At 46.2% G+C, this 13,806-nt stretch carries 13 protein-coding genes; 9 read left to right on the forward strand and 4 right to left on the reverse strand.

The genetic code is table 11. The features are described 5' to 3' along the window. Positions 1-5: 5 nt before the first annotated feature. The 3 genes from ACQY6I_RS23800 to ACQY6I_RS23810 all read left to right on the forward strand — a co-directional run bounded on the left by ACQY6I_RS23800 (position 6) and on the right by ACQY6I_RS23810 (position 2,912). The gene (locus tag ACQY6I_RS23800; protein WP_428244111.1) at positions 6-743 is read left to right on the forward strand and encodes a CpsD/CapB family tyrosine-protein kinase; all 738 of its coding nucleotides are present in this window, start codon (positions 6-8) and stop codon (positions 741-743) included. Between the two features lie 98 nt (positions 744-841). Next, positions 842-1,543 carry an XrtA/PEP-CTERM system exopolysaccharide export protein gene (locus ACQY6I_RS23805; RefSeq protein WP_428244112.1) on the forward strand — a complete coding sequence of 234 codons (702 nt, stop codon included), beginning with the start codon at positions 842-844 and terminating at the stop codon, positions 1,541-1,543. A 124-nt stretch (positions 1,544-1,667) separates the two neighbouring features. After that, on the forward strand, positions 1,668-2,912 hold the full coding sequence (locus tag ACQY6I_RS23810; RefSeq protein ID WP_428244114.1) for a hypothetical protein: 1,245 nt from the start codon (positions 1,668-1,670) through the stop codon (positions 2,910-2,912). A 63-nt stretch (positions 2,913-2,975) separates the two neighbouring features. Here ACQY6I_RS23810 and rfbC read toward each other — a convergent pair whose 3' ends face one another. Genes rfbC through rfbB form a run of 4 tightly spaced genes read right to left on the reverse strand, consistent with a single transcriptional unit; the run spans position 2,976 to position 6,364 of the window. Beyond that, a complete protein-coding gene (rfbC, locus tag ACQY6I_RS23815) occupies positions 2,976-3,527 on the reverse strand; it encodes a dTDP-4-dehydrorhamnose 3,5-epimerase (RefSeq protein ID WP_428244116.1) in 552 nt (183 codons plus the stop codon). Further along, positions 3,528-4,406, reverse strand: a complete 879-nt coding sequence (gene rfbA, locus ACQY6I_RS23820) for a glucose-1-phosphate thymidylyltransferase RfbA (RefSeq protein ID WP_428244118.1) — start codon at positions 4,404-4,406, stop codon at positions 3,528-3,530. Between the two features lie 3 nt (positions 4,407-4,409). After that, complete coding sequence (rfbD, locus tag ACQY6I_RS23825; protein WP_428244120.1) at positions 4,410-5,318, reverse strand: dTDP-4-dehydrorhamnose reductase; 909 nt, start codon at positions 5,316-5,318, stop codon at positions 4,410-4,412. Beyond that, on the reverse strand, positions 5,315-6,364 hold the full coding sequence (rfbB, locus tag ACQY6I_RS23830; RefSeq protein ID WP_428244122.1) for a dTDP-glucose 4,6-dehydratase: 1,050 nt from the start codon (positions 6,362-6,364) through the stop codon (positions 5,315-5,317). The genes rfbD and rfbB overlap by 4 nt, the downstream gene beginning before the upstream one ends. A gap of 351 nt (positions 6,365-6,715) precedes the next feature. Here rfbB and ACQY6I_RS23835 point away from each other — a divergent pair, with 351 nt between their 5' ends. From ACQY6I_RS23835 to ACQY6I_RS23860, 6 genes are all read left to right on the forward strand, one after another. Next, positions 6,716-7,030, forward strand: coding sequence for a hypothetical protein (locus ACQY6I_RS23835; protein ID WP_428244124.1), 315 nt, complete (start codon positions 6,716-6,718; stop codon positions 7,028-7,030). 373 nt (positions 7,031-7,403) lie between these two features. After that, entirely contained in the window at positions 7,404-8,780 is a 1,377-nt protein-coding gene (gene glmU, locus ACQY6I_RS23840) for a bifunctional UDP-N-acetylglucosamine diphosphorylase/glucosamine-1-phosphate N-acetyltransferase GlmU (protein ID WP_428244126.1), read from the forward strand. Beyond that, on the forward strand, positions 8,777-9,430 hold the full coding sequence (locus ACQY6I_RS23845) for an HAD family hydrolase (RefSeq protein ID WP_428244128.1): 654 nt from the start codon (positions 8,777-8,779) through the stop codon (positions 9,428-9,430). The genes glmU and ACQY6I_RS23845 overlap by 4 nt, the downstream gene beginning before the upstream one ends. Positions 9,431-9,445: 15 nt before the next feature. Next, positions 9,446-11,275, forward strand: coding sequence for a glutamine--fructose-6-phosphate transaminase (isomerizing) (gene glmS / locus ACQY6I_RS23850; RefSeq protein ID WP_428244130.1), 1,830 nt, complete (start codon positions 9,446-9,448; stop codon positions 11,273-11,275). A gap of 200 nt (positions 11,276-11,475) precedes the next feature. Next, positions 11,476-12,990 carry a GumC family protein gene (locus tag ACQY6I_RS23855; protein ID WP_428244132.1) on the forward strand — a complete coding sequence of 505 codons (1,515 nt, stop codon included), beginning with the start codon at positions 11,476-11,478 and terminating at the stop codon, positions 12,988-12,990. Between the two features lie 17 nt (positions 12,991-13,007). Next, on the forward strand, positions 13,008-13,790 hold the full coding sequence (locus ACQY6I_RS23860) for a tyrosine-protein kinase family protein (protein ID WP_428244134.1): 783 nt from the start codon (positions 13,008-13,010) through the stop codon (positions 13,788-13,790). The last annotated feature ends 16 nt before the right edge of the window (positions 13,791-13,806 follow it).

Genomic DNA, 13,806 nt, shown 5'->3' on the forward strand with positions numbered 1-13,806 from the left:
TTGTCGTGGCACATTCAGATAAGACAGCCTCATCAATAAAGAATATTGAGTACACGCAGACCAAGATTTTGCCTGTTTCAGCCGATAAGCTGAAAGCCAACAGAATCATTGCACATGATCCAACGGATCCCAACGCCAGCTTATTTCAGGTCCTGAGAACCAAAGTGCTTCAGGAAATGCGCTTAAACAACTGGAACACCCTGGCAATTACGGCCCCAACACCTGGCGCCGGAAAATCCATGATTTCAGTAAACCTGGCCATCAGTATCGCTATGGAAGTCAATCAAACGGTGCTTCTGGTCGACATGGATTTTCGTAAACCCTCTATCCACAAATACTTCTCGGTCAAACCCAAGTATGGTTTACAGGATTGCCTGCAAAGCGGCATTCCCATCGAGAATGTGTTATTTAATCCGGGCTTTAATCGTCTAGTGGTATTACCTGGCAGACAGGGGATTATGAGCGCGTCTGAATTAATATCATCGCCGGAATCTACACATCTGATCAAAGAACTGAAAGAAAAATATGATCAACGACTGGTCATTTTTGACCTGCCACCTTTGTTTGTTTCAGACGATGTCATGGTATTTCTACCGAATGTTGACTGCTCTCTGTTGGTTGTTGAAAGCGGCAAAAACAATAAAGACGAAGTACAGAAATCAGTCGAGTTGCTGAAGTCCAAACCCTTATTGGGTACGGTTTTAAATAAGGAAGCGATATCCCAGAAAATCTATTTTTATTAGCCGGCAAATCCGTTGACCGATTAGTGCTACCATTGAATAAGTGTAATATTGGACATGCAGTTTATTCTGCACAGCAGTAAACCGAATTAGGAATCAAGATGATCATTTCTGTGTTTTTGCAAGGTATACGTTCAGGCTGTCGCTTTGTTTCTATGCTGTACATTGCATTATTGTCTGTGATTTTACTCAGTGCCTGCGTATCGAACGAGCCCGTCGTCAACACTGCGGCTGGCTCACAGCCTCTGCTCTCCGGCCCCCAGGTTGCCAGCACAATCTCCGAAACCTACACCATTGGGGTTGGCGACACATTACAAATTGACGTATGGAAGAATCCTGAACTGTCGTTGTCAGTACCTGTCAGGCCGGATGGAAAAATCTCAATGCCGCTGATCGGCGATATCCTGGCAGCCGGACTCACGACGGAAGAACTGACCACATCCATTACCGACTCATTAAAAACCTATCTTAAACAACCACAGGTTTCGATTATTGTCACCAATCCATTTAGCGCAGAATATCAAAGAAGAGTGCGTATCAGTGGAGCAGTCGGAACGCCACTTTCCATCCCATTCCGAAATGGCATTACGGTTCTTGACCTGGTACTACTTGCTGGTGGTACAACAGAATATGCCAATGGTAATGCCGCAAAACTGCACAGAACAATTGACGGCGTTCTGTCGGTATACCCAATACGCCTGGAAGATATTCTGACCAAGGGTGACCTGAAAACGAATTATGCGCTGATCCCATCAGATATTGTTACAGTGCCAGAGAAGTCATTTTTCAGCGGCTCCCAATAATCTACCCTGAAGGATAACACCATAGGGAGGCATTGAATCAGAGCATCAATGGTGATTTTCTTTGCCTGTATCACCATCTTCAGGCAGGATAAAAACAAATATGCCGTGACAGAGCCGTACAACAATGCAGCACATAATTAAAAAAATCACTTTGTTGTCCCCACTAATATTGATTCTGGCTACGCCAAATCTGCAAGCCAGAACCAGTGTCAGTAGCTCAATGAGTATTGGGGGGTACTATATTCAAACCGATCAAGACAGCCATGAAGAAAGCAGCTCAGGCAATACTGCGGAACTGTTGATCGGCATTAATTCCGAAGGCAATAGTTATCAACTTAACTCGCAATACAGTGGCAATTATATCGTTGACTACGAAGCTGACCAGTCCAATTTTTTAGCCATTGGCTCAACCAGCCTGACCTTGGGCAACCCAGCTCGTAACTACGGTCTGCAATTGCTGCATTCTGCCAGACCGGTAAATCAAAATGACACTCTGGACCCACTGGAACTCGACTTTAACAACACCATAAGTGTCTCACCATTTGCGGGTTTTAATGTTGGCCGAAAGACCAACCTGAATGTGTACTCCCGTCATAGCTTTTTGTGGAATACAAATGAAAAACTGAGCGCCCGTGACAACCGCCTGGGTACTAACCTGGTACATAATATTTCCGACACACAAAGTGCTAATCTGTTATACCAGCTCAACTACAATGAAAGCTTAGGCGATAATCCAGACAACACCCTGATTCATTCTGTTCAGGCTGGTTGGAAACGCCAATCCAGAAAGTTGGAGACCTCTGCATATATTGGTTTTGACTTTACTGACTCTGATAACAGCGATGATACTAAAGTTGTCACATTTGGATTGCGTGAACGCTATCAGGATACGGACTATTCCTGGTCACTGGGATTTCGCCGCGGCGTAACGACCGAACTTCTGGAAACCACCGATACCAATACGGCTGATACCGACACCGAGAACTACCGTAATACAGTTGTGGAGGATCGGCTGACTGTAGAGTTCATCTCAACCATGTTATGTCGCTCATGTCAGCTCAGTAGTAGCGTTATTGCCATTCGCAGCAATGACTACGATGCCAACGATAAAGATTCCAATCTGTTGTTTAATCTGGGACTGGAACAACGAATTCAATCTGATACCTCCATTCAATTGAGATATCAAAATACATTGGATTATGCGGGTAGCTGGTTCTACGACCACATATCAACACGAAATACATTTGGCGCAGGCTTACATTATGTATTTACCCGTAAACTGTCAGCTAATCTGAGTACCGACTATGCAATAGAGGATGAAGATTCTCAGCTGATCGCAACTTTGAGTCTGGCCTATTTGTTTTATTAACAGACGAAATATCTCCATATTGGGATTACTCACCACCAACATGGAGATTATTTAATTTTTACTTCAGGCAAATACTTCTGCACTGGCAAAACTGAGCCCCAAGGCATCTTTGTCAGAAACCTGAATATTCAAACCATCTGAAGGCCACTGAATATTAAGTTTCGCATCATTCCAGACAATGCTTCTTTCCAGCTCAGGCGCATAAAACTCTGTTGCTTTATAAAGAACAACGGCTGTCTCAGACAACGTTAAGAAGCCATGAGCAAAACCTTCTGGAATCCACAACTGCTTTTTGTTTTCTTCAGACAAGACTTCACCCACCCATTGCCCATAAGTTGGCGAGCTTTTGCGAATATCGATGGCAACATCAAAAATACTGCCAGACACCGCGCGCACAAGCTTACCTTGAGCTTTATCCGGCAATTGATAGTGAAGCCCTCGCAACACCCCCTTTGAAGAGCAGGATTGATTATCCTGCCTGAAGGTCACACTTCGGCCAATCGCCTGCTCAAACACCCGCTGATTAAAGCTCTCATAAAAGTAACCGCGACTGTCGCCAAACACTCTGGGCTCAAACAGTTTGACATCGTTAATATCTAGTGGGGTGATTTGCATTTAAAATGCCTCTTCTTCAAGAACTTTCAACAAATACTGGCCGTATCCATTTTTTTTCATTGTCAACGCCTGGCTTTCCAGAGCATTGGCAGAAATCCACTGACTCCGATAGGCCACTTCTTCAGGACACGCAATTTTAAGTCCCTGGCGTTTTTCCAACGTGGCAATATATTGGCCCGCCTCCAGCAAAGAATCATGCGTACCGGTATCGAGCCAGGCATATCCGCGCCCCATAATTTCTACTCGCAGTTGTTGCTGCTTCAAATACAGCAAGTTGAGATCTGTAATTTCCAATTCACCACGCGGAGATGGTTTCAGTGACTTTGCCAACTCAACAACCTGTTCATCATAAAAATAGAGTCCGGTTACGGCATAGCTGGATTTGGGTTTGGCAGGTTTCTCTTCAATGGATAACACCTGCCCCTGCTTATCGAACTCTGCAACACCATATCTCTCAGGATCATGAACATGATAAGCAAATACTGATGCACCTTCTTCCACCGCATCAGCGCTTTTCAACAGTTTATAGAAATCATGACCATAAAATATATTGTCTCCCAACACCAACGCAGAGCTGTGCCCCTTCAGAAATGTCTCACCAATCAGAAAAGCCTGCGCCAGACCATCTGGAGATGGCTGTACTTCATAGTGAATTTCAATACCCCATTGACTGCCATCCCCCAGTAACTGCTTGAACCTGGGTGTATCCATCGGTGTCGAAATAATCAGAATCTCTCTGATACCACTTAACATAAGCGTCGTCAGAGGATAATAAATCATGGGTTTGTCATAGACGGGTAACAACTGCTTCGATACCGCCAGCGTTGCCGGATGCAGTCGCGTACCTGCTCCACCAGCCAGAATAATACCTTTTCTCATTTTTCATTTACCTCCCTGAAGACAGATTTCATGTATGGCCTTATCTGCATGCACCTTCCAGTCAGGCATAACCAGATTAAAATTCTGACAAATCCTGGAGGTGTCTAATCGTGAATTTAGTGGCCTTTGAGCAGCACTGTCGTATTCGGCCGTACTGATAGCCGTTAGAGCACTATCATTGATCGTTAACATCATCCCCATATCTCTGGCCCGGGAAAAAATATACCGGGCAAAGTCCAGCCAGGATATTTCCCCATCAGGCACCAGGTGATAGATACCGCTCAACTCAGCCCAACGGGCACGGTCTGTTTGTCTGATATGATACAGGGTCAATGCGGTTACCTGAGCAATGAACTCTGCACTGGTCGGGACACCAACCTGATCATGAATAATCGAAAGTTGATCCCGCTGCTGACCAAGACGCAACATTGTCCGTATAAAATTCGCTCCGCGACTGGCATAGACCCAACTGACGCGAAATAACAAATGATGGCATCCAGACTCTGCAACAGCCTGTTCGCCAGACAATTTCGATTGACCATATACGTTTAACGGCCCGGTATCATCCCCTTCGTCATAAGGGCCCGGTTTCGTGCCGTCAAATACATAGTCTGTAGAGTAATGGACAAACCATCCTTTCAGTTCCGCCATCACTCTGGCCATGACAGCTACCGCGTCGGCATTAATTTTTTGCGCCAACGCCACTTCAGTTTCGGCTTTGTCCACTGCCGTATAAGCTGCTGCATTGACCAGAATGTCCGGCTTCTCACGATAAAGCATCGCAGCCAAGGCATCACAGTCAATCAAATCAATCTCCTGGCGCCCCCAGACAATCAACTCACCCAGCGGGGCAAGTGAGCGTTGCAACTCCCATCCAACCTGGCCGTCTTTTCCCAACAATATGATTTTCATGAGTACTGTTTGTCCACCCAGTTGCGATACTCACCACTGGTTACCTGCGTAACCCAGTCCTGGTTTGCAAGGTACCACTGGACAGTTTTGCGCAACCCCGTCGCAATGGTCTCAGACGGCTCCCAATCGAGTTCGCGCTTAATTTTACTGGCATCGATAGCATAGCGCTGGTCATGTCCGGGACGGTCTTTCACAAACGTGATCAGTTCTGAGTATGACTGCGTTTTTGGAACCAGTTCGTCCAAGGTCGCGCAAATCTGCCTAACCAAATCAATATTACGCTGCTCAGCGTTACCACCAATATTGTAAGACTCACCGACAGTTCCCTTGGTAACCGCCAGATAGAGGGCTCGGGCATGATCATCCACATACAGCCAGTCCCGTACTTGAGAACCATTGCCATATATCGGCAATGATTTACCATTCAATGCATTCAGAATAACCAGTGGGATCAATTTTTCAGGAAAGTGATAAGGACCATAATTATTAGAGCAATTGGTAAGAATCGTCGGAAGCTGATAGGTTTTGTGCCAAGCTCTGACCAAGTGATCGGCAGATGCTTTGCTAGCAGAATAGGGGGAGTTTGGCTTGTAACGGGTCGTTTCGGTAAATAGTCCTTCTGCTCCCAGCGAGCCAAATACTTCATCAGTGGAAATCTGATGGTAACGAAATGTTGCTGCTTTTTCGTCCGGCAGAGAACGCCAGTACTCAAGCGCAACCTGCAACATGACATAGGTGCCAATGATATTGGTCTGAATAAATTCAAGCGGTCCGAGAATAGAGCGATCCACGTGTGATTCCGCGGCCAGATTCATGATGTAGTCAGGCTCAAAATCAGTCACGATTGCTTTAATACCGGCTTCATCTTTGATATCAGCCTGAACAAACTGATATCGGCCGTTATCTGCGACCTCTGTAAGGTTAGCAAGATTACCAGCATAAGTGAGAGCATCCAGACACAGCACTTCATGTTCTGTCTCTTTAAGCAGGTACCGAACCAGCGCAGATCCAATAAACCCGGCACCACCCGTTACGATAAACTTCATTTTCAGCATCCTTCAATCATGTTTATACCTATTAAATGATACTGACATGCACAGGTCAAAGCCTTCCGGTCAGAAATAAGAATAAGAAAATGTGGCCAAACAGCCTGGGTAGAGTGTTACTTTTTTGCACACAAGATAAATGTGATTTTTCTCACAATTTGCGAGTGTCGAAAGTTTTGACACTTTGAGCTTCCAAGTTTTCTCAAAATTACGTAAACCATTGATATTATTGAGTTTTATTTTTATGGCCATAAAATTGCTTATAAAAACCGTGCGTGACCAATGAGGAATCAGAGAAGCCTCGCTTTTTGAACGCTACATTTATTCAGAACAAGGGAAAGGTGTTACGAAATGAAACTCATACCAGCGTTTATCGTAATTGCAATTTTTTACGGCATCATGATCGCAGGTACGTCACAAGCATCAGTCTCAGGGAAGATGTTTAGTAAAGAACTGCCGCTGTCTGAGCAGACTACTAAGAATAATGCCCCTGTGATGCTGGCCAGTACCAGCTTAAACAATGACATTATCGACGCAGATTCTTTTGCTAAGACCAACAATAATTCCGGAGCATTGGCGAATACGCCTGTTTCAGCTTCTACGGCACTAAGCCTGTTGGGGTTAGGTCTAATAGGTTTTGTTGCAATCAGTCGCCGTCGTAGTTAACGGCTGATTTTGACTGATATATTCTTTTAATAATAAACGTAGATCGTGATTTTAAAAGCGCCCGGCAAGGTTATCCTGCCGGGCGCTTTGCTATGTCCCGCCCCTAACACCGCCATATTCATGGCAGTTCAATACCATTCTCTACTGTCGATATATTTGACCACTCTCGATAGCACCTGTTTTATACCGACTCCTCCGAATCTCAGCACTATCGCACAAACCAACATCCAGCAGCCAATGGCCAGCTCCATTATTAATGTCGCCTAAATTAGTCATGTTTCTTTATTTGTCATTTTTAAATTGACAAATAACTTGATACCAGAATTTTCCTTTTTATATAGAATGTTACCAATACTTACCAGGACAAGAATTCATGACAATTGAAACTGTTATCCTCGCAGCCGGCCAGGGCACCAGAATGCGCTCCAAGCTGCCCAAAGTGCTGCAGCCGATTGCGGGTAAAGCGATGGTGGAATATGTCATCGACACAGCCAATACCATCAGCCATTGTGTCTACTTGGTGGTGGGCCATCAGGCTGAAGCGGTCAAATTACACTTGAACCATCGCTCCGTCAGCTTCGTGCTTCAAGAGCAGCAACTGGGAACCGGTCATGCTTTAGCCCAGGCGTTGCCAGAACTGAAAGAGGAATCCGTGGCACTTGTTTTGTACGGTGACGTGCCATTCGTTCAACCTGAAACGGTCCAACAATTAACCACTCTGGCAACACAAAAGGATACACTGTGCCTGTTAACAACCTATCCTGACGATCCCACCGGTTACGGCAGAATTATTCGTAACGACCAGCAACAGGTTATTGCGATTGTGGAGCATAAAGACGCAACCACTGACCAGCTCCAGATTCGCGAAGTTAACTCTGGTATTCTTGCGGTTCCTGTCAAACATCTTAAAACGTGGTTGCCAGCTCTCAGCAACCAGAACAGTCAACAGGAATATTACCTGACAGATATTGTTGCCATGGCCGTCGCTGCCAATCTGGAAATTGCCACAGTCCATCCTCAGTATCTCGAAGAGACACTGGGAATTAATGACCGCTTGCAGCAGGCAACCCTGGAACGTTGGTATCAAAAGCAACAGACAAAACAATTGATGAGTGCCGGTGTGAGCTGCGCTGACCCCGACAGAGTAGATATCCGCGGTCAGGTTATTGCCGGACAGGACGTATTCATCGACGTAAACAATGTCTTTGAAGGTAACGTTAGTATGGGCGATGGAGTCCGTATTGGTCCCAACTGCTATATCCGCAATGCCATTATTGGAGACAACGTTGATATCCGGGCCAACAGTGTCATAGAAGATGCAGAAATCGGCGCTGACTCTATGATCGGCCCGTTTGCACGTATACGGCCAGACACCAGGCTGGCCCCCGGTGTACATATCGGAAATTTCGTTGAAATCAAAAAATCCAACGTCAGTAGTGGTAGCAAAATCAATCACCTGACCTATATCGGTGATGCCGATATAGGCAGTGGTGTGAATATCGGTGCCGGCACGATTACCTGCAATTACGACGGCGTGAATAAATTCCGGACGACAATCGCTGACGGAGTTTTTGTCGGATCTAATTCAACGCTGGTGGCACCGGTTCAACTCAATAACGAATCGTTTATCGCTGCCGGCTCAGTCATTACGCAAGCTACAGAAGCAGGGAAATTAACCATTGCCCGTAGTCGTCAACAAACCATCGACAACTGGAAAAGACCGACAAAAAACAGAGGTGAGGACAAATGAACAAAGCCGTACTGTTTGACTGTGATGGGGTACTCGTCGATACCGAGCGCCTAGCTAACGACATTAATGTCGACCTGCTACAGGAAGCCGGAATCAGTATCACTCACCAGGAGTGCAGGACTCATTTTCTGGGCAAGACCGGCGACCAGATTAGAGAGTGGGTAACTCAAACGTATGGTTATCTGCCTGATAATCTACTGGAAAGTAACGGTGAATGGCGTAAGCGCTTTTATCAAAAGCTGCATGAAGAAGACTTGATCATTGCCGGTATCGAAGAGCTGCTTGGCAATTTGAAAGTTGATATTGCTGTGGTAACCAATTCCTCCCTGCCGGAACTGACCTATAAACTCGAACAGACTGGCTTGAATCGATACTTTCCCGCGCACAGATGCTTCAGTGGGGTTGATCTAAACATGCCCAAACCAAACCCAGGAGCCTATCTTGCGGCAGCCAATGCCCTGGCCATCAAGCCCGAGCATTGTATTGTCATCGAAGACAGCCCACCTGGCGTGACAGCCGGCGTGGCAGCAGGGATGACCGTTTTGGGCTTCAGTTACGAGCAGGAATTCGAACCTTTATTCAATGCGGGTGCTCATCACTGTTTCAGCGATATACCCACTCTCAGCACCCAACTTTATCAATATTTATAATTTCAGGAGATCACTGTGTGTGGAATTGTTGCAGCCGTAGCCCAGCGAGATGTCGCTGATATCTTGGTGGAAGGCTTAAAAAAACTGGAATATCGAGGATATGATTCGGCAGGTATTGCCGTTATTCAAAATAACGCGTTTAAACGCATCAGACGGGTAGGCAAGGTTCAACAGCTCAGCAATAGCCTGGCAGAACATCCGTTGTCCGGCTCAACGGGAATAGCGCATACCCGCTGGGCTACGCACGGGGAGCCGAACGAAGCCAATGCTCACCCTCATCTTTCCGAAGATCATATTGCCGTTGTCCATAATGGCATTATTGAAAATCATCAGGAGCTGAAACAGCAGCTGCAGGAGAAAGGATATCATTTTTCTTCAGATACGGATTCAGAGGTCATTGCCCATCTGGTCGAGGATGAGCTGAAAACGACATCCAGTCTGTTGGCCGCGGTACAGGCGGTATGTAAAAAACTGACTGGCGCATATGGTGCCATCATTCTGGACCGCAGGGACAACCAACGCATGATCGCTGCCCGATCCGGCTCACCTCTGATCATCGGTTCCGGAATTGGAGAAAACTTTGTTGCCTCCGACCAGATGGCTTTATTGCCGGTGACACATCGCTTCACGTTTCTCGAAGAAGGTGATGTCGCGGAAATAACCCGTAGCACCATAACTATCTATAATGCCGATGGCGAGCAGGTTGAACGGGAATGCAAAGACTCCGACATCAGCCAGGATATTGCCGAAAAAGGGGAATACCGCCATTTCATGCTCAAGGAAATTTATGAACAACCAGCAGCCATTCAGGCAACACTGGCTGATCGTTTAAGCGGAGAGTTGCCTGCAGCAGAAATATTCGGCCCTAAGGCTGGAAATATTCTGTCAGAAATCGAAGCGGTGCAAATCATTGCCTGTGGAACCTCTTACAACGCCGGCATGGTAGCCCGTTACTGGTTTGAAGAAATTGCCGGCATTCCCTGTCAGGTTGAGGTGGCATCGGAGTTTCGTTACCGCAAAGCCGCTATTCTGCCAAACTCGCTGCTGGTAACGCTGTCCCAGTCAGGGGAAACAGCGGATACACTGGCGGCCCTGAGACTGGCCAAGCAACTCGGATTCCGTAGCACGCTGTCTGTCTGTAATGTTCCGGGCTCTTCGCTGGTCAGAGAAAGTGATCTGGTATACATGATGAATGCTGGCCCGGAGATTGGCGTTGCTTCGACCAAAGCATTTACCGTACAACTCGTGGCACTCATGTTACTGGTTTGCGTAGTTGCAGAATTCAGAGGTGCAGATAAGGCCGGGCTTAAAGAATTAATTCGGGAACTGCGCAGAATTCCTGAAAAAATACAGATCTCTCTGAAGTTGGCCCAGCAAATTGAAACACTGGCAGAAGATTTTGCCGAAAAACAACACTCATTATTTTTGGGACGAGGCAGCCACTATCCCATCGCGCTGGAAGGAGCACTGAAACTCAAGGAAATCTCCTATATTCACGCAGAGGCTTATGCTGCCGGAGAACTGAAACATGGTCCGCTGGCACTGATTGATAGCGAAATGCCTGTCATTGTTGTCGCTCCAAACAACCAGTTGTTGGAGAAACTGAAGTCCAATATGGAAGAAGTGCGTGCCCGCGGCGGCAAACTCTATGTCTTTGCTGATCATGGTGCAGAGATTTCCAATGTCGACGGCATTACAATGATTCCCATCGGTGATATTAATGAATTACTATCACCCATTCTGTATGTTGTACCACTGCAATTACTGAGTTACTTTGTGGCGGTTATTAAAGGTACAGATGTGGATCAGCCTCGTAATCTGGCCAAATCGGTCACTGTGGAATAGTATCAAAGGGGAATGATAGGGGAATTCTGAAAATGACCCCAAAATCGTTGCCCCTTGATGCATAGCTTGCCGACAGCGTCTTCCGCCAGGGGTTACTGTTCAGGCAAGTCACCCGGTCATTTTCAGAGGTTTCCAAATGACTGCAGCCAGCTTCTGCAAGTCGTGTTGTATAAACAAAAGGAATTTCTGGAAATGACGTTATGACTTCAACTCTCCTCTTACTCCCCAGGTTCTTATGGCAGGAAAGTGTGCGCCTGCGATGGTTGATTTTCCTGTGGATTCTGCTGGCATCCTTAACCACATTGGTGGCTTCTCAGTTCTGGCCCTATCAGTTTCAGGCGTCTTCGGGATTACGTCTTGAGCAGCGTAACCTGGATATTCTCTTTGGTGACTTTAATGCAGAGAATGGCAGTAGCGAGCCATGGGATTTCACCCTCGATGCCCGTAAAGACTTATCGGCACCTCCTGGTGATGTTGACACACAACTGATGGACAGAGAAGAAGACCGTCAATGGCTCGCCAATATCACTCCTGAACAGTGGGACCATATTCTGGACCTGACCAGTATCGACCAACTGGACGAAAATACTCTGCAACTACTGGTCAGAACCAACACCAGAAGCGAAGCCAGAAATACTTCCCGTATTTTGGTGCAATTGCTGTCTCACCGCTTCAATGCCGAAATCAACCAAAGAGTTGCCAGCCATATCAATTACATTGATTCTCAGGTCAAAGCTTATGAAGCCAAGCTCTCCACTGCCGAGAACGAAATGAAAGACTTCAAGGTCAGCAATACCGGTTATTCTGATCAAAGCAATACGCTTACGAATCAACATATTCTGCAGCTGCAGCAGAATATCGAGAAGGCCCTCAGCGATCTGTCTGATCAATCGGTACGGATGCGTCTGCTGGACGAACAGTTAACAGAAGGCAGCGTGGCTTATCAAAACCTGATTGGCTCGGAAGAATACAAAACCCCCAAAGCCCAACAACTAGAACAGCAGATTACCAACCTGAATCGACGCATACAGTCGTTGGCCAGCGTCTATAAAGAAACCTACCCTGAGCTGATAAAAGCCAGAGAAGAACTCTCTCTGGCACGGCAATCACTGGCAACTGAACTGAAAACCGGTAACAGTTTTAACGCCAACCCATATGTTATTAACTTGCGCCGGGAACGGGCCAGTCATGCTGCAGAAATTGAGAGTCTGAAAAACCGCATTGCGCAAATGCGTCGTCAGTTAAATGAAGAAACCAAACGCGTGGCAACACTGTCTGAAGCCGGGCTGAAACTGCAGGAGCTGCAGAGAGGTTATGATGTTAACAGACAACTTTATGAAAAATTTTTAGCTCAACGCGAAAATATCCGAATTACTTATGGAGCATTACAGATTATTGGTGCAGCTACGGTGTTACCTCCGGATCCATCACTGAACCGCACGGTAGGTGTGAATAGTATACTGATCCTATTGACCGGCGCATTCGTTACGCTGCTTCTTCCTGTATGCATACTAATCATTAAAGTTTTGTTTGATGCACGCCTTAGAACAATTGATCAGGTATGGCAATTGGGTTTTCGAGTGTTGGCGTCCGCTCCGGTGTATAAAACATCGGCATTAAGGTTAAAAAATGTTATGTTTTTAGTATTCCTGGCAATTGCATTGGCCGGAATAAGCTATGGATACTGGTTCCAATATCTGCATCTGAGCAGATAACAAGAGAGTATGGAGCAATGGTCAGCAAACTCGAAAAAGCCATATTGAAAGTTCAGGATGAGCACAATCAGATTGTGACCGAGGCCGAACAGATATACCTGGCTAACGAAACTGAATTGCAGGAGATGTTCGAGCCGTTTTTATTGTCTGAGCGTCAACTCGACAGGATGAAATTAATTTATGGCGATATGTATGACCAGTCACAGCTGAAACCTTATGTGGATGCAGCCTACCAGATCAGACAACAGGCCAAAGCCCGTTTTTCTCAGTCTGTATTGGTGACTTCGTTAGGTGGTCGGGCAGGCACCTCACATGTTGCCAGAAATCTTGCCATTGCATTACGAATGGACAAAGCACACTCCTCATTGCTGGTTGATATGAATATGGACAGACCCTCATTACAACCGTTCTTTGGACTGGAAGGAAAGTTAGGACTGGCAGAATTTCTGGCTGATGAAAGCATCATTGCCAGCGATCTTATTTTTCCAGTAGGCATCAAACGCCTCAGGTGCATTACTGCCGGAAATTCAAGGGCAGTTGATACTGCCCACTTCCAACATCCGCGAATTCATGTTTTATTGAACCATATCCGCGGGCGCTATCGGAACCGTGATATTGTCATAGATGCTCCACCGATTACAGAAGATGCCGGAACCAAAATACTCTTGGAGCTCTGTGATAAAATCATCATCGTGGTCCCCAAAGGGAAATTCACCGGCGATCAACTCGCCAACGCCACAGCTATGATTCCACCGGACCAGCTAGCAGGCGTATTCTTTAATGAATTTCCGGCCTCCTAACACAACCAGGCGAAGC

Origin of the sequence: Gynuella sp., from assembly GCF_050297175.1 — a bacterium.
GTDB lineage: Bacteria > Pseudomonadota > Gammaproteobacteria > Pseudomonadales > Natronospirillaceae > Gynuella.

What these genes read in the sequence shown, in the direction of transcription:
- ACQY6I_RS23805 (WP_428244112.1), top strand. Translation starts at nt 842, where the DNA reads ATGATCATTTCTGTGTTTTTGCAAGGTATACGTTCAGGCTGTCGCTTT.
- ACQY6I_RS23810 (WP_428244114.1), top strand. Translation starts at nt 1,668, where the DNA reads ATGCAGCACATAATTAAAAAAATCACTTTGTTGTCCCCACTAATATTG.
- rfbC (WP_428244116.1), bottom strand. Translation starts at nt 3,527, where the DNA reads ATGCAAATCACCCCACTAGATATTAACGATGTCAAACTGTTTGAGCCC.
- rfbA (WP_428244118.1), bottom strand. Translation starts at nt 4,406, where the DNA reads ATGAGAAAAGGTATTATTCTGGCTGGTGGAGCAGGTACGCGACTGCAT.
- rfbD (WP_428244120.1), bottom strand. Translation starts at nt 5,318, where the DNA reads ATGAAAATCATATTGTTGGGAAAAGACGGCCAGGTTGGATGGGAGTTG.
- rfbB (WP_428244122.1), bottom strand. Translation starts at nt 6,364, where the DNA reads ATGAAGTTTATCGTAACGGGTGGTGCCGGGTTTATTGGATCTGCGCTG.
- ACQY6I_RS23835 (WP_428244124.1), top strand. Translation starts at nt 6,716, where the DNA reads ATGAAACTCATACCAGCGTTTATCGTAATTGCAATTTTTTACGGCATC.
- glmU (WP_428244126.1), top strand. Translation starts at nt 7,404, where the DNA reads ATGACAATTGAAACTGTTATCCTCGCAGCCGGCCAGGGCACCAGAATG.
- ACQY6I_RS23845 (WP_428244128.1), top strand. Translation starts at nt 8,777, where the DNA reads ATGAACAAAGCCGTACTGTTTGACTGTGATGGGGTACTCGTCGATACC.
- ACQY6I_RS23855 (WP_428244132.1), top strand. Translation starts at nt 11,476, where the DNA reads ATGACTTCAACTCTCCTCTTACTCCCCAGGTTCTTATGGCAGGAAAGT.
- ACQY6I_RS23860 (WP_428244134.1), top strand. Translation starts at nt 13,008, where the DNA reads ATGGTCAGCAAACTCGAAAAAGCCATATTGAAAGTTCAGGATGAGCAC.